The sequence below is a fragment of the Chitinophaga arvensicola genome, from assembly GCF_900110835.1.
In the GTDB taxonomy this organism is placed as follows: Bacteria; Bacteroidota; Bacteroidia; order Chitinophagales; family Chitinophagaceae; genus Chitinophaga; species Chitinophaga arvensicola.
This window is the reverse complement of the sequence record NZ_FOJG01000002.1, coordinates 3,178,698-3,194,406: the sequence shown is the minus strand read 5'-3', so window position 1 is coordinate 3,194,406 and position 15,709 is coordinate 3,178,698. Positions and strand designations below refer to the sequence as shown.

Genomic DNA, 15,709 nt, shown 5'->3' with positions numbered 1-15,709 from the left:
TTTAAAATCTATCGCTGACTACCAGGTCTTTGCTGCCTGGAGTATATTTATAAAATCCTTCCCCGCTTTTTACGCCCAGGTAACCCGCTGTTACCATGTTTACCAGTAACGGGCATGGTGCGTATTTCGGGTTGCCAAATCCGTCGTGTAATACCTGTAAGATAGAGAGGCATACATCGAGCCCGATGAAATCGGCCAGTTGCAAGGGGCCCATCGGATGTGCCATACCGAGTTTCATGACGGTGTCTATTTCCGATACGCCGGCAACGCCTTCGAAGAGGGAGCAGATGGCTTCGTTGATCATAGGCATCAGGATGCGGTTGGCGATGAAACCGGGATAGTCGTTTACCACACAGGGCACTTTTTCCAGTTTTTCGGAAAGCGCCACAATGGTATCGGTTACTGCTTTATCTGTGGCGTAGCCGTTGATGATCTCTACCAGTTTCATGACTGGAACGGGATTCATGAAGTGCATGCCGATTACTTTTGCCGGGCGTTTGGTAACGGCGGCAATTTTTGTAATGGAGATAGAGGAGGTATTGGTGGCCAATATGGCATCAGCTGGTGCATGAAGGTCCAGGTCCTGGAATATTTTCAGTTTCAGCTGGATATTTTCCGTGGCGGCTTCCACTACCAGGGACACGTCTTTCACGCCGAGGGCCAGGTCTGTGTGCTGGCTGATGTTTTGGAGCGTTTCTGCCTTGGCTGCTTCTGTGAGAACGCCTTTGGCTACCTGGCGATCCAGGTTTTTAGCAATGGTTTGTAAAGCTTTGTCCAGTGCCGGTGACGATACGTCTATCAGGTTTACGGCAAAGCCGTGTTGAGCAAATACATGCGCAATACCATTTCCCATGGTACCCGCGCCGATGACCGCAATTTTTTGCATGGTGTAGTGATTTGTCAGAATTGAATGAGGCACTAATTTAAGGTATTACGGGTTATGGTTAATAACTGCCATAACTATCGTCTTTCCGCTTAAAGTCGCCTTGCTTCCAGGCCTGGATAAATTGAGCCCATGCCAGTGGATTAAAGATATTCTGTGGAGGTGGCTGGCCTGCGTAGTAGAGGCTTTGTGCCTGTTTGTTGAGGTATGCGCCTGTGCCTTCTTTGCCATCCATAGGGAGGAAACGGGCCATGGCACGGAGCCGGGCGTTGCTGGTATTTTTTCGTGCCACCTCATAGGCATCGTCGGGGATGTCCATATTGGCGAAGGCACGTTCAAATTCTTCTCTGGAAAGGTAAGGTTTGATGATGGTGACCGGCAGATAGGTGGTATCTTCTACCATCAGCTGGATCAGGGAAAAGCTGTTTCCCTTGATTTCAGGAGGAATGCGATAATTTTTGTGTTTGAAACCCACTGCGCTGAAGGAGAGGGTATCTCCTTTGAAGACAACAATGGAGAATATACCGGATCTGTTGGAGATCGTTCCCCTGTTCTGGCCTTTTACGATGATACTGACGGCGGGGATGGCCCTTAGGCTGTCAGCAGTCATGGTAATACCTGAAATTTGTATAACGCTGTCTCTGAATTCCGCAATCTGAGCTTTCAGGAGGAAAGGAGATAATAGGAAAACAATTAAAAGTGACAGTATGTAGGATCTTTTCTGATGCATGCCGGCCCTAAGATATAAAAATTTAATTACGTGATTCCATGCAGTTGATCACCTGCCCAGAGAAATTGTAAATTAAATCTCAATTGGGTTAACTTTGCGGTCTGGATTCAAAATTAACAACAATTTATGATCACGAAAGAGCAGGTTTTAAAGGCCCTGAGCAACGTAGAAGAGCCGGATCTGGGCAAAGATCTGGTTACGCTGAACATGGTAAAAGATATAGAGATTGATGGTAATAAAGTGAAATTTACGGTCATTCTTACCACGCCAGCCTGTCCGTTAAAGGACCTGATCCGGAATGCCTGTGTGAATGCCATTCACATGCTGGTGAGTAAGGATGCGGAGGTGGAAGTTGTCATGACTGCCAATGTAAATACCAAAAGAGCCGGTGGGCAAGGTGTTTTGTCCAATGTGAAAAATATCATTGTAGTGGCCTCTGGTAAAGGAGGAGTGGGTAAATCCACTGTGGCAGCCAACCTGGCACTGGCTTTGGGCCGAGATGGCGCTAAAGTAGGACTGATGGATGCGGATATTTACGGTCCTTCTGTTCCCATTATGTTTGGTTTACGTGGCGAAAGGCCCCTGATGGTGAATGTAGACGGCAAAGGCATGATCCAGCCGATGGAAAAATACGGCATCAAGGTAATGTCTATCGGTTTGCTGATCGATGAAAGGCAGGCAGTGGTATGGCGCGGACCGATGGCCAGCAGCGCCCTGAAACAGTTTATCACGGATGTTTACTGGGATGAACTGGATTACCTGATCATCGATATGCCTCCTGGCACCGGTGATATTCACCTGACCCTGGTACAAACCGTGCCTATTACCGGTGCAGTGATTGTTACCACTCCACAGGACGTAGCCCTGGCGGATGCGAAAAAAGGAATTGCCATGTTCCAGGGACAGCAGATCAATGTGCCAATTCTCGGTTTAGTGGAAAATATGGCCTATTTCACCCCTGCGGAACTGCCGGATAACAAATATTATATTTTTGGTAAAGATGGCGGTCGCCAGCTGGCAGATGAAATGGAAATACCTTTCCTCGGACAGATTCCATTGGTACAAAGCATCCGCGAAGGCGGCGATGCCGGTGTGCCTGCCATGGCCGGTGATGAGAAAGTAACCCGTAAAGCATTCCTGGATGTAGCCGGTGCGGCTGCCCGGAGCGTTGCTATGCGGAATGCCAACATCGCCCCCACGAAGATTGTAGATATCATTGTATAATTAGTTGCGGGATCATCGCTAACAGATAGAGATATTTGTTATCTGTGATCCCGCATTTTCATCATGCCGCGCTTATGTACATTTCAAAACTCACCCGGGAAACCAACTGGGATACTATCGCCAATTTTATCAGGGAAAATGGATTTGGGTTGCTGGTCAATACAGACCCTGCCGGCGTACCTCATGCCACGCATCTCCCGATGACACTCGTGGAAAAAACACCTGGTGAATTTGTGCTGCGCGGACATATCGCACGGATCAACCCGCAGTGGGAATGGTTTGAAAAAAACGAAGGACTGGCAGTATTCTCCGGTCATCATGCCTATATCTCCTCTTCCTGGTATGAGAAAGAAAGAATTCCTACCTGGAATTATATGGCGGTACATATCCACGGCAGCATCCGGATACAGGAAGAAGCAGCAGTAGTGGCCGCGCTGGGCGACCTGATGGATCATTATGAAGCGGCATCTGCCTGCCCGGTACATATGAGTGATATCGATGATAAAACGCTCCGGAACAACGTAAAAGCCATCGTGGGATTTGAAATGAGTATCCGGGACGTTAATGCCAATTATAAACTGAGCCAGAATAAAAAAGACGCCGATTATTACAGTGTAATCGCTCACTTAAAGGCGTTGGGCGACGAGAATTCCCTGCGTGTGGCAGCAGAAATGGAAGCCCGCAGACCTTCCGGAAAATAGATGCCAACATTTTATTTTTTGTGATGGCCGTAATCCCAAAAAGGAATATCTTTATTTTAATCTTCCGCGTTAAAAATATGTCAGCATTGTCGGTACACCACAACTACCACAGTGAATAAATAGCGTTGTTTTTCAAATACAGGTAATCATAATATGTTTAAAGAAGCGTGATTGCTTAAGTTTTTCTTAGCTTTGCGCCCCAAATTAACCGACTATGAATCGACAGGAATTGGTGAATCTGATTAAGGAAAAGCAGTCTTACCTGTGCGTAGGACTGGATACAGATATACAAAAGATTCCAAAACACCTGCTTTCTCATGCAGATCCGGTGTTTGCCTTTAACAAGGCGATTATTGATGCTACGAAAGATCTTTGCGTAGCTTATAAAATTAATACTGCCTTTTACGAAAGTATGGGTATGCGCGGCTGGGAAAGTTTGCAACGCACCATTGAGTATATCCCTTCCGGTATATTCACTATTGCAGATGCAAAACGCGGTGATATAGGTAATACTTCTACCCAGTACGCCAAAACATTTTTCGACACTTACAAGTTCGACTCCGTGACCGTAGCGCCTTATATGGGCCGCGACAGTGTTACACCGTTCCTGCAGTTTTCTGAAAAATGGGCCATCCTGCTTGGATTAACTTCCAACGAAGGCAGCCAGGATTTCCAGATGCAGCAGATAGGCGATGAGTTCCTGTTTGAAAAAGTGTTGAAAGCAGGTATGGAATGGGGTACCCCGGAAAACCTGATGTTTGTGATTGGTGCTACGCAATCTTCACAACTCGGGTATATCCGCAAACTGGTACCGGATCATTTCTTTCTCGTACCCGGCGTAGGTGCGCAGGGTGGAAGCCTGGAAGAAATATCCACACAGGCCATGAATAAAGATTGCGGATTACTGGTAAATGCCAGCCGCGCCATTATTTATGCCGGTAACGGAGAAGATTTTGCTACAGATGCCCGTAATGTTGCCCGTCAGTATCAGCAGGAAATGGCCGGATACCTGAATAAGATCGCAGCAGCGGTGTAAATATTTTTAGCTACCGGTACCGGGAATGGTCCGATTATCAGGCCAATACCAGGTACCGGTATCTCCCGGAATTATTTAAACATACAGTTCTTTACCGTCCACCAGGGCTTCACTTCAAAGATCAGTCTACCGGATACCACTGCCGGATCTTTGTCCACCAGCGACACTACTTCCAGACTGTCTTTACAATCCATGATAAAAATACCACGCAGCGTTTCATCATTTTCAAAAGGACCTGCTACCACCAGTTTTCCGGCTGCAGACAGTCGATTGATATTGTCCATATGACCACGCTGGATCTTTGCTGCAAGTGCGGTATCCTGGTTTCTTACCGGCCCTTTTTTTAAAAGAACCATCCAGTAACGTTTTAGTTCTGCAGGTGCGCCTGATCTGACTTTTGGGGGGAGTATTTTCCCTGCAATTGATTGTAATGGTGTGGGGTGAAATGATAGCATCACAACGACTAAAAATCCCAATAGCAACAGCGCAGGTAATACTTTGCTTGCCATATCTCTCGAGTTTGAAGGAAAGGTACAAACTTGTCATGAAATTACGTGAGACCAGCCCCGAATTTTATCCATGTTATGGCTTAAATCTCCCGGTGGCCGCCGTTCTTAATGGGTAATTTCTTATATTGGGTATTAAACCTGTAGTTAATGCAACAAGATCTGTTTCAGTCACCTGACTACTTTGCCATTGATGATTTACTGAAGGAAGAGCATTTGATGATCCGCAGTGCGGTAAGGCAATGGGTGAAGAAGGAAGTATCTCCGATCATTGAAGATTATTGCCAGCGGGCCACCTTCCCGACACAGATTATAGATGGATTGGGACAACTGGGTTGTTTTGGCCCGACTATTCCGGTAGAGTATGGCGGAGGTGGTATGGATCATATTGCATACGGACTGATGATGCAGGAACTGGAAAGGGGGGATAGCGGCATACGTTCTACCGCTTCGGTACAGGGATCGCTGGTGATGTATCCTATTTTTACTTTCGGCAGCGAAGCGCAGAAGAAGAAATACCTGCCCAAACTGGCCACCGGTGAGCTGATGGGCTGTTTTGGCCTAACAGAGCCGGATCATGGTTCCAATCCTTCCGGTATGCTGACCAATTTCCGGGCAGAAGGTGATTATGTGATATTGAACGGCGCCAAGATGTGGATTTCCAATGCACCGTTTGCAGATATTGCTGTGGTATGGGCAAAGGATGAATCCGGCGTTATCCGTGGTATCATTGTAGAGCGGGGTATGGAAGGTTTCACTACACCGGAAACAAAAGGTAAGTGGAGTTTAAGGGCCAGCGCTACAGGTGAACTGGTTTTTGATAATGTGAAAGTGCCGAAAGAAAATATCCTGCCGGGAGCCAGCGGCCTGAAAGGGCCTTTAACCTGCCTTTCTTCGGCGCGTTATGGCATTGCCTGGGGGGCAATAGGCGCTGCGATGGATTGCTACGAAGCGGCCCTCAGATACGCTAAAGAACGCATTCAGTTTGGCCGTCCTATTGCAGGATTTCAGCTGACGCAGAAAAAGCTGGCGGAAATGATTACGGAAATTACTAAAGCGCAGCTGCTGAACTGGCGGCTGGGGGTATTGAAAAATGAAGGAAAGGCAACGCCTGCACAGATTTCCATGGCCAAGCGCAATTCCTGTGAAGTAGCCGCCAATATCGCCCGCAACGCCCGCACTATTTTAGGAGGCATGGGTATCACCGGCGAATTCCCTGTGATGCGGCATATGATGAACCTGGAAAGCGTGATGACTTACGAAGGCACACATGAAATACATTTACTGATTACCGGCATGGATGTTACCGGTCTGGATGCATTTAAATAAATGGGTTGTTAGTTGCGCATGCGCTAAATAAACGCCGCGTCCGCGCGGCAGAAAAGGATACATGAAAAGACTTTTTTTACTGGCCACGCTATTGTGGTCTGCCAACACCCGGGCACAGGATGCACCGGCACTAAAACTGGTGGCCTGCGAAGGAAAGGCCCAGGGGACCTACTACATTGTAAAATATTTATCTACAGATACCACTTCCCTGCAACCCCGCATCGACTCTTTGTTTGGTGTAATTGACCAGTCGCTGTCGCTGTACAAACCAGGCTCGCTGATCAACCAGTTTAACGCTACCGGCAAAGTGACGATGGATGAACACATGAAAGCGGTGATTCAGAAAGCGCTGACGACCAATAAGGCTACGAACGGACTGTTTGATATTACGGTAAAGCCCCTGGTGTACCTTTGGGGGTTTGGGGTGAACAAACCCTCTTTTAAAGGGGTGCCGCCGCCAGATAGTATTAAAGCTGCACTAGCGTATATTGGTTCCCGTTACCTCCGTGTGAAAGGGGAAGAATTATCCACCACGAAGAAGGGGGTACAGATAGATTGCAATGGCATTGCACAGGGATATACCGTAGATGTGGTAGGGCATTTCCTGCAGCAGCTGGGCATAAATAATTACCTGGTAGATGTGGGAGGAGAATTATGTGCAAAGGGGCACAATCATCAGCACAAAGTATGGAGTGTGGGGATAGAGCGTCCATCGCCGGGAGATACGGCTTATGAGCCGGTACAGGGGCTTGTGCGGCTGCCGGACAAGGGTATTGCCACCAGTGGAAATTACCGGCGTTTTTTTGACCAGGGACGCACCCGTTTTGCGCATACCATTCATCCCCTGACAGGCGTTGCGCTGCATAACAATATTATCAGTGTAACGCTGATTGCAAAAGATTGTTTTACGGCAGATGCGTTTGATAATCCGCTTATCCTGATGGGGGTAGAGAAAGGATTAGCTTATATAGCGCAGCATCCGGAACATGGACTGGAAGCGATTTACATCTATAAAGACGCCGATGGTGGCATTAAAGAAGCATTCAGCAAGGGCTTTAAAGCGTATATGGAATTCTAAAAAAAAATGTCCCGTTCGCTGGTTACACGAACGGGACTCACTCTCACGCTTTCTTCTTAGAATATGGACACAAAAGGATTTAGTTCAGTGAGAACTTCAATCCAATATTTCCCTGGATGGTATTAAAGTTGGTAATATCGCCAACTTTGTAAGGAGAATAATTATACCGCACATTGGCATTGAACATCACTGGCGATGCCTTTCCAAAAGGCACGTTGATGCCTATTTCAGGGCTTACCAGGAATTGCCAGCTGTTGTCTTTTTCTACAAACTCACCCCAATATTTTTCATAATTCATATTAGCAGCACCTACTCCAACAGTCGCGTATGGAATCACGGCCGCAGACGGTTTGGTGAAAGCATAGCTTACGGTTGCCTGGATCGGAATTACCTGCAGGGTACGTGACTGAACGGCAGATACATCTCCTTGTTTATCGGGATATACGGCGCGTGGCAGACGTTGGTAGAAGTCCTGGAATCCGGAACGTACACCAACAGACCACTGATCATTCAGCATGTATTGCAATCCTGCGCTCCAGCCACGGAAGCTGGTTTTATCGGAATAGTCCTTTAAGGAACCGAGGGGTTGTGTGATAGAATAATTAATATCTACGGATAAAGGGGGACGAACCTGTGCGGATACTGCCTGGGCAGCAAAACATCCTGCAAAAATCAATATCCAGTTTCTTATCTTTTTCATCTTCCTGTCAGTTTAAAAGTTCTTAATCAAGATTATTTTTTCAGGTAGGGTGACTGGTCAAAAGAGGCCTTCACCATGGAATCGATGTTATCGATGCTCCATACGCCTGAACCGCGCCACAGGGCATTCCATACCGCTATAAACTTGCTGTTTTTTGGATTTTTCAGGTCGAATACGTCGATGGCTACCTGTTTTTCATTCACCTGGTAAACGGTGTAGTAGGAAGGCCAGTACCATCCGCCGCCGGGATAACCCCAGTAACCAGGATCCCAGTAGCCACCACCGCCCCACCAGCCTGGATTCCAGGAGATGTTGGTGTAAGAATTGTCGATCCGGGTGAGATTCACCGCCAGATCAGGTTTAGCCGATTTGGCCACCAGTGTATAGCCCCGTTGCTGCATGGCAGCACTCACGGAGGCAATTAATTTTTTATCGTAGTCAGTCAATGCTTTCTTTGCACTGTCGCTGGTACGCGTCAATACTGCCACCGAATCTACTATACTGAAAGTGGAATATGAACTAAAATTAGCGGTGCTGTCATGATTGGTGATATAGATCCTCGACTCTTCGTTAGTCATATCCTTTAATGGATCTTTACGACAGCTGCTGAATGAAACCATCGCTACCAGGGCAGTAGCGGCACTGATGAAAAATAATGTTCTTTTCATGTCCTAGCGTATTAATTAAAAAATAAAATCTACAGGTTAACGGTCATGGACCAAACAGGTTGGTATCCTGACATTCATGTTTCCGTATTCCTCTTCTTTGAACGGATTAGATAGGGGTTTGTTACAGAAAGTTTATCCGGGGAGTGTTAAGGAAATCCTAAAGTAAATCAAGGGTTAACAATGACAATCAGTAACGTAGCGTATTAAATTATTATAGATCTATTTTCTAATGCTATCCTTAACTGTTCGGGGTTTTCAAATAAAATGCTATCGATACCGAACTCACGGGCAGCGATTACATTCCGTAAATTATCATCGATAAATAATGACGTAGATGCGTCTACGTTATACCTGTCTAAAAGCAGTTGGAAAAATGCGGGGGCGGGTTTGCGCATTTTTTCTTTTCCGGATACCACGATGCCATCGAACCAATGGAGGGATTCGTATAATTCCCATGCAATGGGGAAGGTTTCGTCAGACCAGTTGGTGAGCGCATAGAGATGGTACCTGCCGCTTCTTTTCAGTTGTTGCAGGATTTCTTTTGTACCGGTTATTTCACCGCCCAGCATTTCGGACCAGCGGCCGTAAAAGGCGCGGATATTTTCTTCGTGGTGTGGAAAACTGTTCACGAGGAGATGGGTACCTTCTGCCAGGGTGCGTCCTTCGTCCTGTGCTTCGTTCCAGTCGGAAGTACATACCTCACGCAGGAAGGTTTCCATTTCTTCTTCCGAAGAAAAGAGCTGGCGATAGAGATGACGGGGATTCCAGTCGATCAGTACCGCGCCCAGGTCGAAGATGATGGTGCGGATATTTTTCTTTTCGGTTTGTTGCATAGGTGAATGTTTATTCCAGTAAATCGTCTGAGATATCTTCCAGCAGGTGAAGGTCTACAGAGTCGCTGCCTGCAATTCCTTCAATGGAGCCTTTGATATGTGCGGCATTGAGCAGTACTTTTTCGAGTTGTTTTTCACGTGCTTTCCATAATTTTTCCATGGCATCGCGTTCGCGTTGTATGGATAATTTCATGGACATAAATCCTTCCCGGATGGCTTTCCACTGTTCTGCAAACTCGCCACCGGTGAGGTATTCGTAGAGCATGTGCATTTTGTCGCCTTTATTTTCCTGGGAGCGGAGTTTGCCGGATATTTTGATGATGCCGTCTCTCAGCACATAGGCAAGTGCTTTTACTTCTGCGAAGGTGCAGATCCAGATGCCATCTCTTTCACCGAAGCGTTCCATGTCTTTCGGCATGGTCTGGGTAACGAGGATAGCTACCTCTACACCCTGGCTGCGCATATCTGCTTTGAGTTTTTCTACCCAGTCTTTAATAAATTCTTTGGTGCGTTTGCTTTCGTAGATGATGCGGCCGCATTCCTGTCCGTACTGATTACGGATCAGCTGGATGCAGTCGGCTCCGCGAACACCTTTTCCTACGGGAGTTACTTCATCGAACGGGAAATTGGCGCGAAGCATTTCTTCCAGCACGAGTTCCTGTACTTCTCCCTGCAACTGCATAGAGCCCTGTTCGGCCCTGCGTTTCATTTCTTCTGCCAGTTTGCGTTGATCTTCGAGTTGTTTTTCGAGTTCGCGTAAGCGGAGCTGGTGTTCTGTATCTCTCAGGGAGTTGCGTTCTGCTTCTTCCTTACGTATTTTATCGGCCAGTTCGGAACGGGCTTCCAGGAGTTTTTTCTGAAGATCGATTTCCAGTTCCTGTTCCCGGGTTTTGAGATCCTGTTCCTTACGGAGGAACTCCAGTTCCTGTTTACGGGCTTCTTTCAGTTTTTCTTCCTGTTCCTGGTTGGCTTCCTTTAAAGCAGACAGCTGGCTGCCCAGGTCGGCGGAAATGGATTTACGCAGTTCTTCTTCCAGGGAATCCTGGAGTTGTTTTTTTTCTGAAAGTACACGGCGCTTAATTTCTTCTTCCTGTTGTTCCTTTTGTGTTTCTATCTGTTTGCGCTCAAGTGCCATCCTGTTCCTTTCGGAAAGGAGGGTATCCTTTTCTTCCTGGAGAGATTTCAGGCGACGACGCCATTCATCTTCCATTTTTCCCCGCATTTCTTTTGCTATATCCGCTGCAAACGCATCTTCCATGACAAACTGGTGCTTGCAACTGGGACAGGTAATTGATGTTCCCATAGTATCTCAGTAAAAAATTACGTAAAGATAGGGGATTGGCGGCCGGAATAAAAAAAGGAAGGAATGTGCTCCATCCTTCCTCATGCATCCTTAAATGGCTAAAACAAACAACAGGTAATCGGGTTTTCATGGGATAATACTCCTGTCAGGGATATGACTGTAAGTTGCTGAATAATTGTTAGCAGAAGGTTAAGGGGAGATGAGCGAATTGTTAAGAATGGGGGTAAAAAAAGAAAAGACCTGCTGAAAAGCAGGTCTTACTTTCGTGCGAAGAAGGAGATTCGAACTCCCAAGCCCTTTCAGGCACTACCACCTCAAAGTAGCGCGTCTACCAATTTCGCCATCTTCGCATCTGGTAGAATGGGGTGCAAAAATAATGGCTTTTTTAAAATAAGCAAATTTATTTATTCATATTTCCAGAAAAAGGCAATTATTTCCGCAAAAGGATGCGAAAAGTGGTGCCTTTATTTAGCTCAGATGATCTTACGTAGAGGCGACCCCGGTGGTATTCTTCTATAATTCTTTTGGCGAGTGAGAGGCCGAGCCCCCATCCGCGCTTTTTCGTGCTGAATCCGGGTTTGAACACTTTTTCGAAGTTCAGTTTGGGGATACCTTTACCGGTATCTGCCACATCGATGGTGATGTAGGTGGGGTGGTTTTCGATGGTGATATCGATCTTTCCTTTCCCTTCCATGGCATCCAGTGCATTTTTTAATAAATTTTCCACGACCCAGTCAAAAAGCGGGGGAGAAATCATCGCAGGGAGCTCTTCTTCGATGCTGTGAACGGTGAGCATTACTTTCTGGGGAGATCTTTTTCGGATGTAATTGGTCATGTTCTGAATCTGTTCCACGATGTCTTTTTCCTCCAGTTTGGGTACGCTGCCTATTTTGGAAAAGCGGTCGGTGATCAGTTTCAGCCGGTCGACATCTTTGGAGAGTTCTGTGACGATGGAGGCATTGGCTTCATTATCCCGGAGGATTTCGAGCCAGGCTTCCATAGAGGAGAGGGGGGTGCCCAGCTGGTGGGCGGTTTCCTTGGCCAGTCCTACCCATACCTGGTTCTGGGTGGCGCGGTTGGTGCTGGACAGGGCAAAGAGCACGATAGCGATAAAGAGGGTGACTACAATCAGCTGTATATACGGATAGTAGCGGATTTGCCGGAGAATGAGGGAGTCGCCGTAATAGATGTAGTTGTATAACTTCTGTTTGCTGTCGACCTCCATGATAAACGGCGGGTGCTGTTTTTTGAAGGCCTGCAGTTCTGACGCGAGAAAGCGGGAGTCCTGTGCGATGCGGTTGGAATCGAGGTTGCGGCTATCCAGGATCTTACCGGTTTCGTCGGTCAGTATCAGGGGGATGGTGGTATTATTGGTAACGATGTCTACGGCCAGGTTAAGGTTGGCTTCAGAGCTGGCCCGCAGGAGTTCGCGGTTGGCTTCCACCCAGGTGGCTACTTTTTTCCTTTCTTCTTCCTGGATGTTGCGGGATAAATTACTTACGAACCAAATGGTAGTGCCGATGATAAGCACTGCCATGGAGGCCAGTATGAACTTCCATCCGATATACTGTTTAAACATACTTCTAATTTAAGCCTTATTCGACTTACCTGATTATGTAATGATTCGCAAATATTAGAATCCTTTGTTGCATATTTGCATCTCAAAAATAATTGTTCACGCATAAACGTAATATCAGTTGCCCGTATTGCCATCAGTAGCAGTTGTTATTTTAAATTGGAATGGAAAGGCTTTCCTGGAGAAGTTCCTGCCATCGGTTTGCCGTTCTACCTACGGCAACCTGCAGCTGGTGCTGGCAGATAACGCTTCTACGGATGATAGCGTGGCTTTTGTGGCGCAGCATTATCCGCAGATCCGGATCATCCGCAATCCGCAGAATGATGGGTTTGCGGGTGGGTACAACGATGCTTTGCAGCATGTACAGGCTGATATTTATGTATTGCTGAACCAGGATGTGGAAGTAGAGGAGGGTTGGATAGAGCCGGTGGTGGCCCTGATGGAACAGGATGCCCGCATTGCTGCCTGTCAGCCTAAAATGAGGGCATATAAAGACCCGGAGGAATTTGAGTATGCCGGGGCGGCTGGTGGCTGGATGGATATTCTCGGTTATACTTTTTGCCGGGGCAGGATCCTGTATACCACGGAGAAGGATAATGGTCAGTACGACGATGTAAAAGATATTTTCTGGGCAACGGGAGCGGCTTTATTTATCCGTTCTTCCTGTTTTCACCAGGTGGGGGGCTTCGACCGCGATTTTTTTGCGCATATGGAAGAAGTGGACCTTTGCTGGCGTTTGCAGCGGGCCGGTTACCGGATCTGTTATTGCCCTGATTCCAGGGTGTTTCATGTGGGCGGAGGGAGTTTACCCCAGGGAAATCCCCGTAAGCTGTACCTGAATTTCCGGAATAACCTGATGATGCTGTGGAAAAACCTGCATAGCGAAGATCGCTGGATTGTGCTGGTGCAGCGTTTCTTCCTGGATATACTGGCGGGGGTGAAAAGCCTGGTGGCCGGAAAACCAAAGGATATGGCCGCCATTTACCGCGCTTATAAGGACTATTACCGCTGGCGCCGGAAATATGTGAAAAAGGATAATCTGCCGGAAATGAAGCTGATGAAGATGAGTGGTGTGTTTCACGGGATTATGATCTGGAGGTACTATTTCCTGGGGCATAAGCAGTTTTCTGAACTGATTTAATCAGCAGCAGGAGGTAAAAAGTTTTTTTCTCCCGTAAAATAACTACGGGGGAAAATTCGAAAATTTCAAAATATTATGTAGGTTTGCACCGGAAATAAACTGATTATGGAACAGAATACAGTAGATAACAAGTACGACATCACTATAGACAAAGTTTCCCGTTCCCGTTGGCTGTTTTACGTACAATTGTTTTGTATGGTGGCCTTCATCGTGGGAGTTAGCTACGGACTTTATACGCACAGATACAAGGGTAAACCGGAAGTAAAGGTGCAGGAAAGCTCGCTGTATAATCCAAAATATAAATAAGCGACTGCTTTAACATAATTATCCAGCCTCCATCGGTTATCCGGTGGAGGTTTTTTATTTTCCATCTTTCCCAATTGCGTAAATAATATTCCCGATCCGAGCCGGAAATTTGGCTTTTTGCATCGACTTTTGTATCTCCGGTGTGATATTGACCGGGGATAGTAAGTATGTTTAAAAGGACGGATAAGGTAAAAAAGAAGCGTCAATCATCACTTTTCAGATGGGTGGTGGATAAGTTACATCTCTGGCTCGGAATGGCCTCCGGCTTAATTGTGCTGTTGCTGGGGATTACCGGCTGTTTGTTTGTTTTCCAGAAAGAAATCAATGATGTTTATTACCGGAAAGTCTTATTTGTTACCCCGCAGCAAACACCGGTATTACCGGTCAGCGAGCTGAAAAAAACAGCACAGGCGGCGCTTGGTCCGGATAAACCCATACTCAATATCACCACTTATGCAGACCCGGCGAATGCCTGGGAATTCATGACTTATAAGGGCAATGATACGGCGCTTACCTATTTTGGTACTGTGGAGTATTATGAAGCCGTGATGCTCAATCCTTATACCGGCAAGATAACCGGGAAGATTGACTACAAACATAATTTCTTTTCGGTGGTGAAAGGGCTTCACTGGAGCCTGTTGCTGAACGACAAGTACGGGCAGCCGGTGATAGGCTGGGGCACTTTTATTTTCGTGATCCTGCTCATTACGGGGTTGATCATGTGGTGGCCTAAGAAATGGAACAAAGCCAACCGGGAGAAGAGTTTCAAAATTAAATGGAATGCCAGTTTCAAACGGGTGAATTACGACCTGCATAATGTGCTTGGTTTCTATGCGATGCTGGTGGCGCTGATCATCGCCTTTACGGGTATGGTATGGGCATTTAAATGGTTCCAGGCAACGGTGTATGTAGTGGCCTCCGGTACTACCACACCTCCCGCTTTTGTAGAACGTCATTCCAAAAAAACAGCTGACCCGGTCAGTGCCAATCCGCTGGACCTGGCATTTGAGAAAGCAAAACCTATCCTGAAAGGGTCCAAACGTATTTTTATTTTCCCTGCTTCCGACTCTGCCGGGGTGAATACTATTGGCGGCTATAAAAGAAGTGAAACTTTTTATGGCTCGGATGAATTACATTTTGATCAGTACAGTGCCGCTTTACTGGGCAGAACAAACGATTCACACCGGAACCGGGGAGAGCGGTTGATATCGATGAACTACGATATTCACGTAGGCGCTATTGCCGGATTGCCGGGAAAAATTCTCGCATTTGTGATCAGCCTGATCTGCGCATCCTTGCCGGTAACGGGTTTCTACGTATGGTGGGGCAAGCAGAAGAAGTCGAAAAAGAAGCCGGTAGTGATTCGCGAAGCGGCAGTAGCGAACAGAATGTAAATAAAAAGTATTACTGATTTTCTCTTGAAATGCTTTTCCCTATTGTGTTTCAGCAAGTTGTTATACATAGCAGTGCAAAAAATATTCAGAAAAAATCGAAAAAAAATTTTGTGTTTTCAGTCCGTTTCCTATCTTTGCAATCCCAACGAAAACGGTACGGGGCAAAGCAAACGGCCTGAAACCATCGGAAGGAAAAAGTTCTTAAGATAACAAAGTTTTTAATACCTGCGAAAGTAGCTCATTTGGTAGAGCACGACCTTGCCAAGGTCGGGGTGGCCGGTTCGAGCCCGGTCTTTCGCTC

General features: G+C 46.7%; 16 protein-coding genes and 2 tRNA genes. 9 read left to right on the top strand and 9 right to left on the bottom strand.

Features of this window, described 5'->3' with window-relative positions; all coding sequences use genetic code 11:
• Nucleotide 1 precedes the first annotated feature (1 nt).
• Nucleotides 2-886, bottom strand: coding sequence for a 3-hydroxybutyryl-CoA dehydrogenase (locus BMW79_RS29885; protein ID WP_089902119.1), 885 nt, complete (start codon nucleotides 884-886; stop codon nucleotides 2-4).
• Between the two features lie 58 nt (nucleotides 887-944).
• The gene (locus BMW79_RS29880) at nucleotides 945-1,613 is read right to left on the bottom strand and encodes a carboxypeptidase-like regulatory domain-containing protein (protein WP_089902116.1); all 669 of its coding nucleotides are present in this window, start codon (nucleotides 1,611-1,613) and stop codon (nucleotides 945-947) included.
• A gap of 126 nt (nucleotides 1,614-1,739) precedes the next feature.
• Here BMW79_RS29880 and BMW79_RS29875 point away from each other — a divergent pair, with 126 nt between their 5' ends.
• The 3 genes from BMW79_RS29875 (at nucleotide 1,740) to pyrF (ending at nucleotide 4,574) form a co-directional block, all read left to right on the top strand.
• Nucleotides 1,740-2,837, top strand: a complete 1,098-nt coding sequence (locus tag BMW79_RS29875; protein ID WP_089902113.1) for an Mrp/NBP35 family ATP-binding protein — start codon at nucleotides 1,740-1,742, stop codon at nucleotides 2,835-2,837.
• 74 nt (nucleotides 2,838-2,911) lie between these two features.
• On the top strand, nucleotides 2,912-3,538 hold the full coding sequence (locus BMW79_RS29870) for an FMN-binding negative transcriptional regulator (RefSeq protein ID WP_143059299.1): 627 nt from the start codon (nucleotides 2,912-2,914) through the stop codon (nucleotides 3,536-3,538).
• A gap of 214 nt (nucleotides 3,539-3,752) precedes the next feature.
• The gene (gene pyrF / locus BMW79_RS29865) at nucleotides 3,753-4,574 is read left to right on the top strand and encodes an orotidine-5'-phosphate decarboxylase (RefSeq protein ID WP_089902107.1); all 822 of its coding nucleotides are present in this window, start codon (nucleotides 3,753-3,755) and stop codon (nucleotides 4,572-4,574) included.
• A 71-nt stretch (nucleotides 4,575-4,645) separates the two neighbouring features.
• On the opposite strand, the gene BMW79_RS29860 is transcribed toward pyrF, so the two are convergent.
• Nucleotides 4,646-5,083, bottom strand: coding sequence for a YciI family protein (locus tag BMW79_RS29860; RefSeq protein WP_089902104.1), 438 nt, complete (start codon nucleotides 5,081-5,083; stop codon nucleotides 4,646-4,648).
• Between the two features lie 147 nt (nucleotides 5,084-5,230).
• Between BMW79_RS29860 and BMW79_RS29855 the strand changes: the two genes are divergently transcribed.
• A complete protein-coding gene (locus BMW79_RS29855; protein ID WP_089902101.1) occupies nucleotides 5,231-6,409 on the top strand; it encodes an acyl-CoA dehydrogenase family protein in 1,179 nt (392 codons plus the stop codon).
• Between the two features lie 61 nt (nucleotides 6,410-6,470).
• The gene (locus BMW79_RS29850) at nucleotides 6,471-7,487 is read left to right on the top strand and encodes an FAD:protein FMN transferase (RefSeq protein WP_089902098.1); all 1,017 of its coding nucleotides are present in this window, start codon (nucleotides 6,471-6,473) and stop codon (nucleotides 7,485-7,487) included.
• Nucleotides 7,488-7,566: 79 nt separating this feature from the next.
• Here the strand turns inward: BMW79_RS29850 and BMW79_RS29845 are convergent, their stop codons facing one another.
• The 6 genes from BMW79_RS29845 to BMW79_RS29820 form a co-directional block, all read right to left on the bottom strand.
• Nucleotides 7,567-8,187: an outer membrane beta-barrel protein gene (locus tag BMW79_RS29845; protein ID WP_089902095.1), complete on the bottom strand. Its 621-nt coding sequence runs from the start codon at nucleotides 8,185-8,187 to the stop codon at nucleotides 7,567-7,569.
• Between the two features lie 32 nt (nucleotides 8,188-8,219).
• Nucleotides 8,220-8,855, bottom strand: a complete 636-nt coding sequence (locus tag BMW79_RS29840; RefSeq protein WP_089902092.1) for a DUF4136 domain-containing protein — start codon at nucleotides 8,853-8,855, stop codon at nucleotides 8,220-8,222.
• A gap of 203 nt (nucleotides 8,856-9,058) precedes the next feature.
• Nucleotides 9,059-9,688: an HAD family hydrolase gene (locus BMW79_RS29835; RefSeq protein WP_089902089.1), complete on the bottom strand. Its 630-nt coding sequence runs from the start codon at nucleotides 9,686-9,688 to the stop codon at nucleotides 9,059-9,061.
• A gap of 10 nt (nucleotides 9,689-9,698) precedes the next feature.
• A complete protein-coding gene (locus BMW79_RS29830; RefSeq protein ID WP_089902086.1) occupies nucleotides 9,699-10,991 on the bottom strand; it encodes a DUF2130 domain-containing protein in 1,293 nt (430 codons plus the stop codon).
• A 266-nt stretch (nucleotides 10,992-11,257) separates the two neighbouring features.
• Nucleotides 11,258-11,341, bottom strand: a tRNA-Leu gene (locus tag BMW79_RS29825).
• Between the two features lie 80 nt (nucleotides 11,342-11,421).
• Entirely contained in the window at nucleotides 11,422-12,570 is a 1,149-nt protein-coding gene (locus BMW79_RS29820; RefSeq protein ID WP_089902084.1) for a sensor histidine kinase, read from the bottom strand.
• Between the two features lie 118 nt (nucleotides 12,571-12,688).
• Between BMW79_RS29820 and BMW79_RS29815 the strand changes: the two genes are divergently transcribed.
• From BMW79_RS29815 to BMW79_RS29800, 4 genes are all read left to right on the top strand, one after another.
• Nucleotides 12,689-13,708, top strand: coding sequence for a glycosyltransferase family 2 protein (locus BMW79_RS29815; protein WP_089902080.1), 1,020 nt, complete (start codon nucleotides 12,689-12,691; stop codon nucleotides 13,706-13,708).
• A gap of 105 nt (nucleotides 13,709-13,813) precedes the next feature.
• Nucleotides 13,814-14,014, top strand: coding sequence for a hypothetical protein (locus BMW79_RS29810; protein WP_089902076.1), 201 nt, complete (start codon nucleotides 13,814-13,816; stop codon nucleotides 14,012-14,014).
• A 167-nt stretch (nucleotides 14,015-14,181) separates the two neighbouring features.
• Nucleotides 14,182-15,408, top strand: coding sequence for a PepSY-associated TM helix domain-containing protein (locus tag BMW79_RS29805; RefSeq protein WP_089902072.1), 1,227 nt, complete (start codon nucleotides 14,182-14,184; stop codon nucleotides 15,406-15,408).
• A 227-nt stretch (nucleotides 15,409-15,635) separates the two neighbouring features.
• Nucleotides 15,636-15,708, top strand: a tRNA-Gly gene (locus BMW79_RS29800).
• The last annotated feature ends 1 nt before the right edge of the window (nucleotide 15,709 follow it).

Excerpts from the sequence above, each read along its gene's own strand:
- pyrF (WP_089902107.1), top strand. The coding sequence starts at position 3,753 with ATGAATCGACAGGAATTGGTGAATCTGATTAAGGAAAAGCAGTCTTAC.
- BMW79_RS29830 (WP_089902086.1), bottom strand. The coding sequence starts at position 10,991 with ATGGGAACATCAATTACCTGTCCCAGTTGCAAGCACCAGTTTGTCATG.
- BMW79_RS29880 (WP_089902116.1), bottom strand. The coding sequence starts at position 1,613 with ATGCATCAGAAAAGATCCTACATACTGTCACTTTTAATTGTTTTCCTA.
- BMW79_RS29835 (WP_089902089.1), bottom strand. The coding sequence starts at position 9,688 with ATGCAACAAACCGAAAAGAAAAATATCCGCACCATCATCTTCGACCTG.
- BMW79_RS29870 (WP_143059299.1), top strand. The coding sequence starts at position 2,912 with ATGTACATTTCAAAACTCACCCGGGAAACCAACTGGGATACTATCGCC.
- BMW79_RS29885 (WP_089902119.1), bottom strand. The coding sequence starts at position 886 with ATGCAAAAAATTGCGGTCATCGGCGCGGGTACCATGGGAAATGGTATT.
- BMW79_RS29845 (WP_089902095.1), bottom strand. The coding sequence starts at position 8,187 with ATGAAAAAGATAAGAAACTGGATATTGATTTTTGCAGGATGTTTTGCT.
- BMW79_RS29810 (WP_089902076.1), top strand. The coding sequence starts at position 13,814 with ATGGAACAGAATACAGTAGATAACAAGTACGACATCACTATAGACAAA.
- BMW79_RS29840 (WP_089902092.1), bottom strand. The coding sequence starts at position 8,855 with ATGAAAAGAACATTATTTTTCATCAGTGCCGCTACTGCCCTGGTAGCG.
- BMW79_RS29855 (WP_089902101.1), top strand. The coding sequence starts at position 5,231 with ATGCAACAAGATCTGTTTCAGTCACCTGACTACTTTGCCATTGATGAT.
- BMW79_RS29850 (WP_089902098.1), top strand. The coding sequence starts at position 6,471 with ATGAAAAGACTTTTTTTACTGGCCACGCTATTGTGGTCTGCCAACACC.
- BMW79_RS29875 (WP_089902113.1), top strand. The coding sequence starts at position 1,740 with ATGATCACGAAAGAGCAGGTTTTAAAGGCCCTGAGCAACGTAGAAGAG.
- BMW79_RS29860 (WP_089902104.1), bottom strand. The coding sequence starts at position 5,083 with ATGGCAAGCAAAGTATTACCTGCGCTGTTGCTATTGGGATTTTTAGTC.
- BMW79_RS29805 (WP_089902072.1), top strand. The coding sequence starts at position 14,182 with ATGTTTAAAAGGACGGATAAGGTAAAAAAGAAGCGTCAATCATCACTT.
- BMW79_RS29820 (WP_089902084.1), bottom strand. The coding sequence starts at position 12,570 with ATGTTTAAACAGTATATCGGATGGAAGTTCATACTGGCCTCCATGGCA.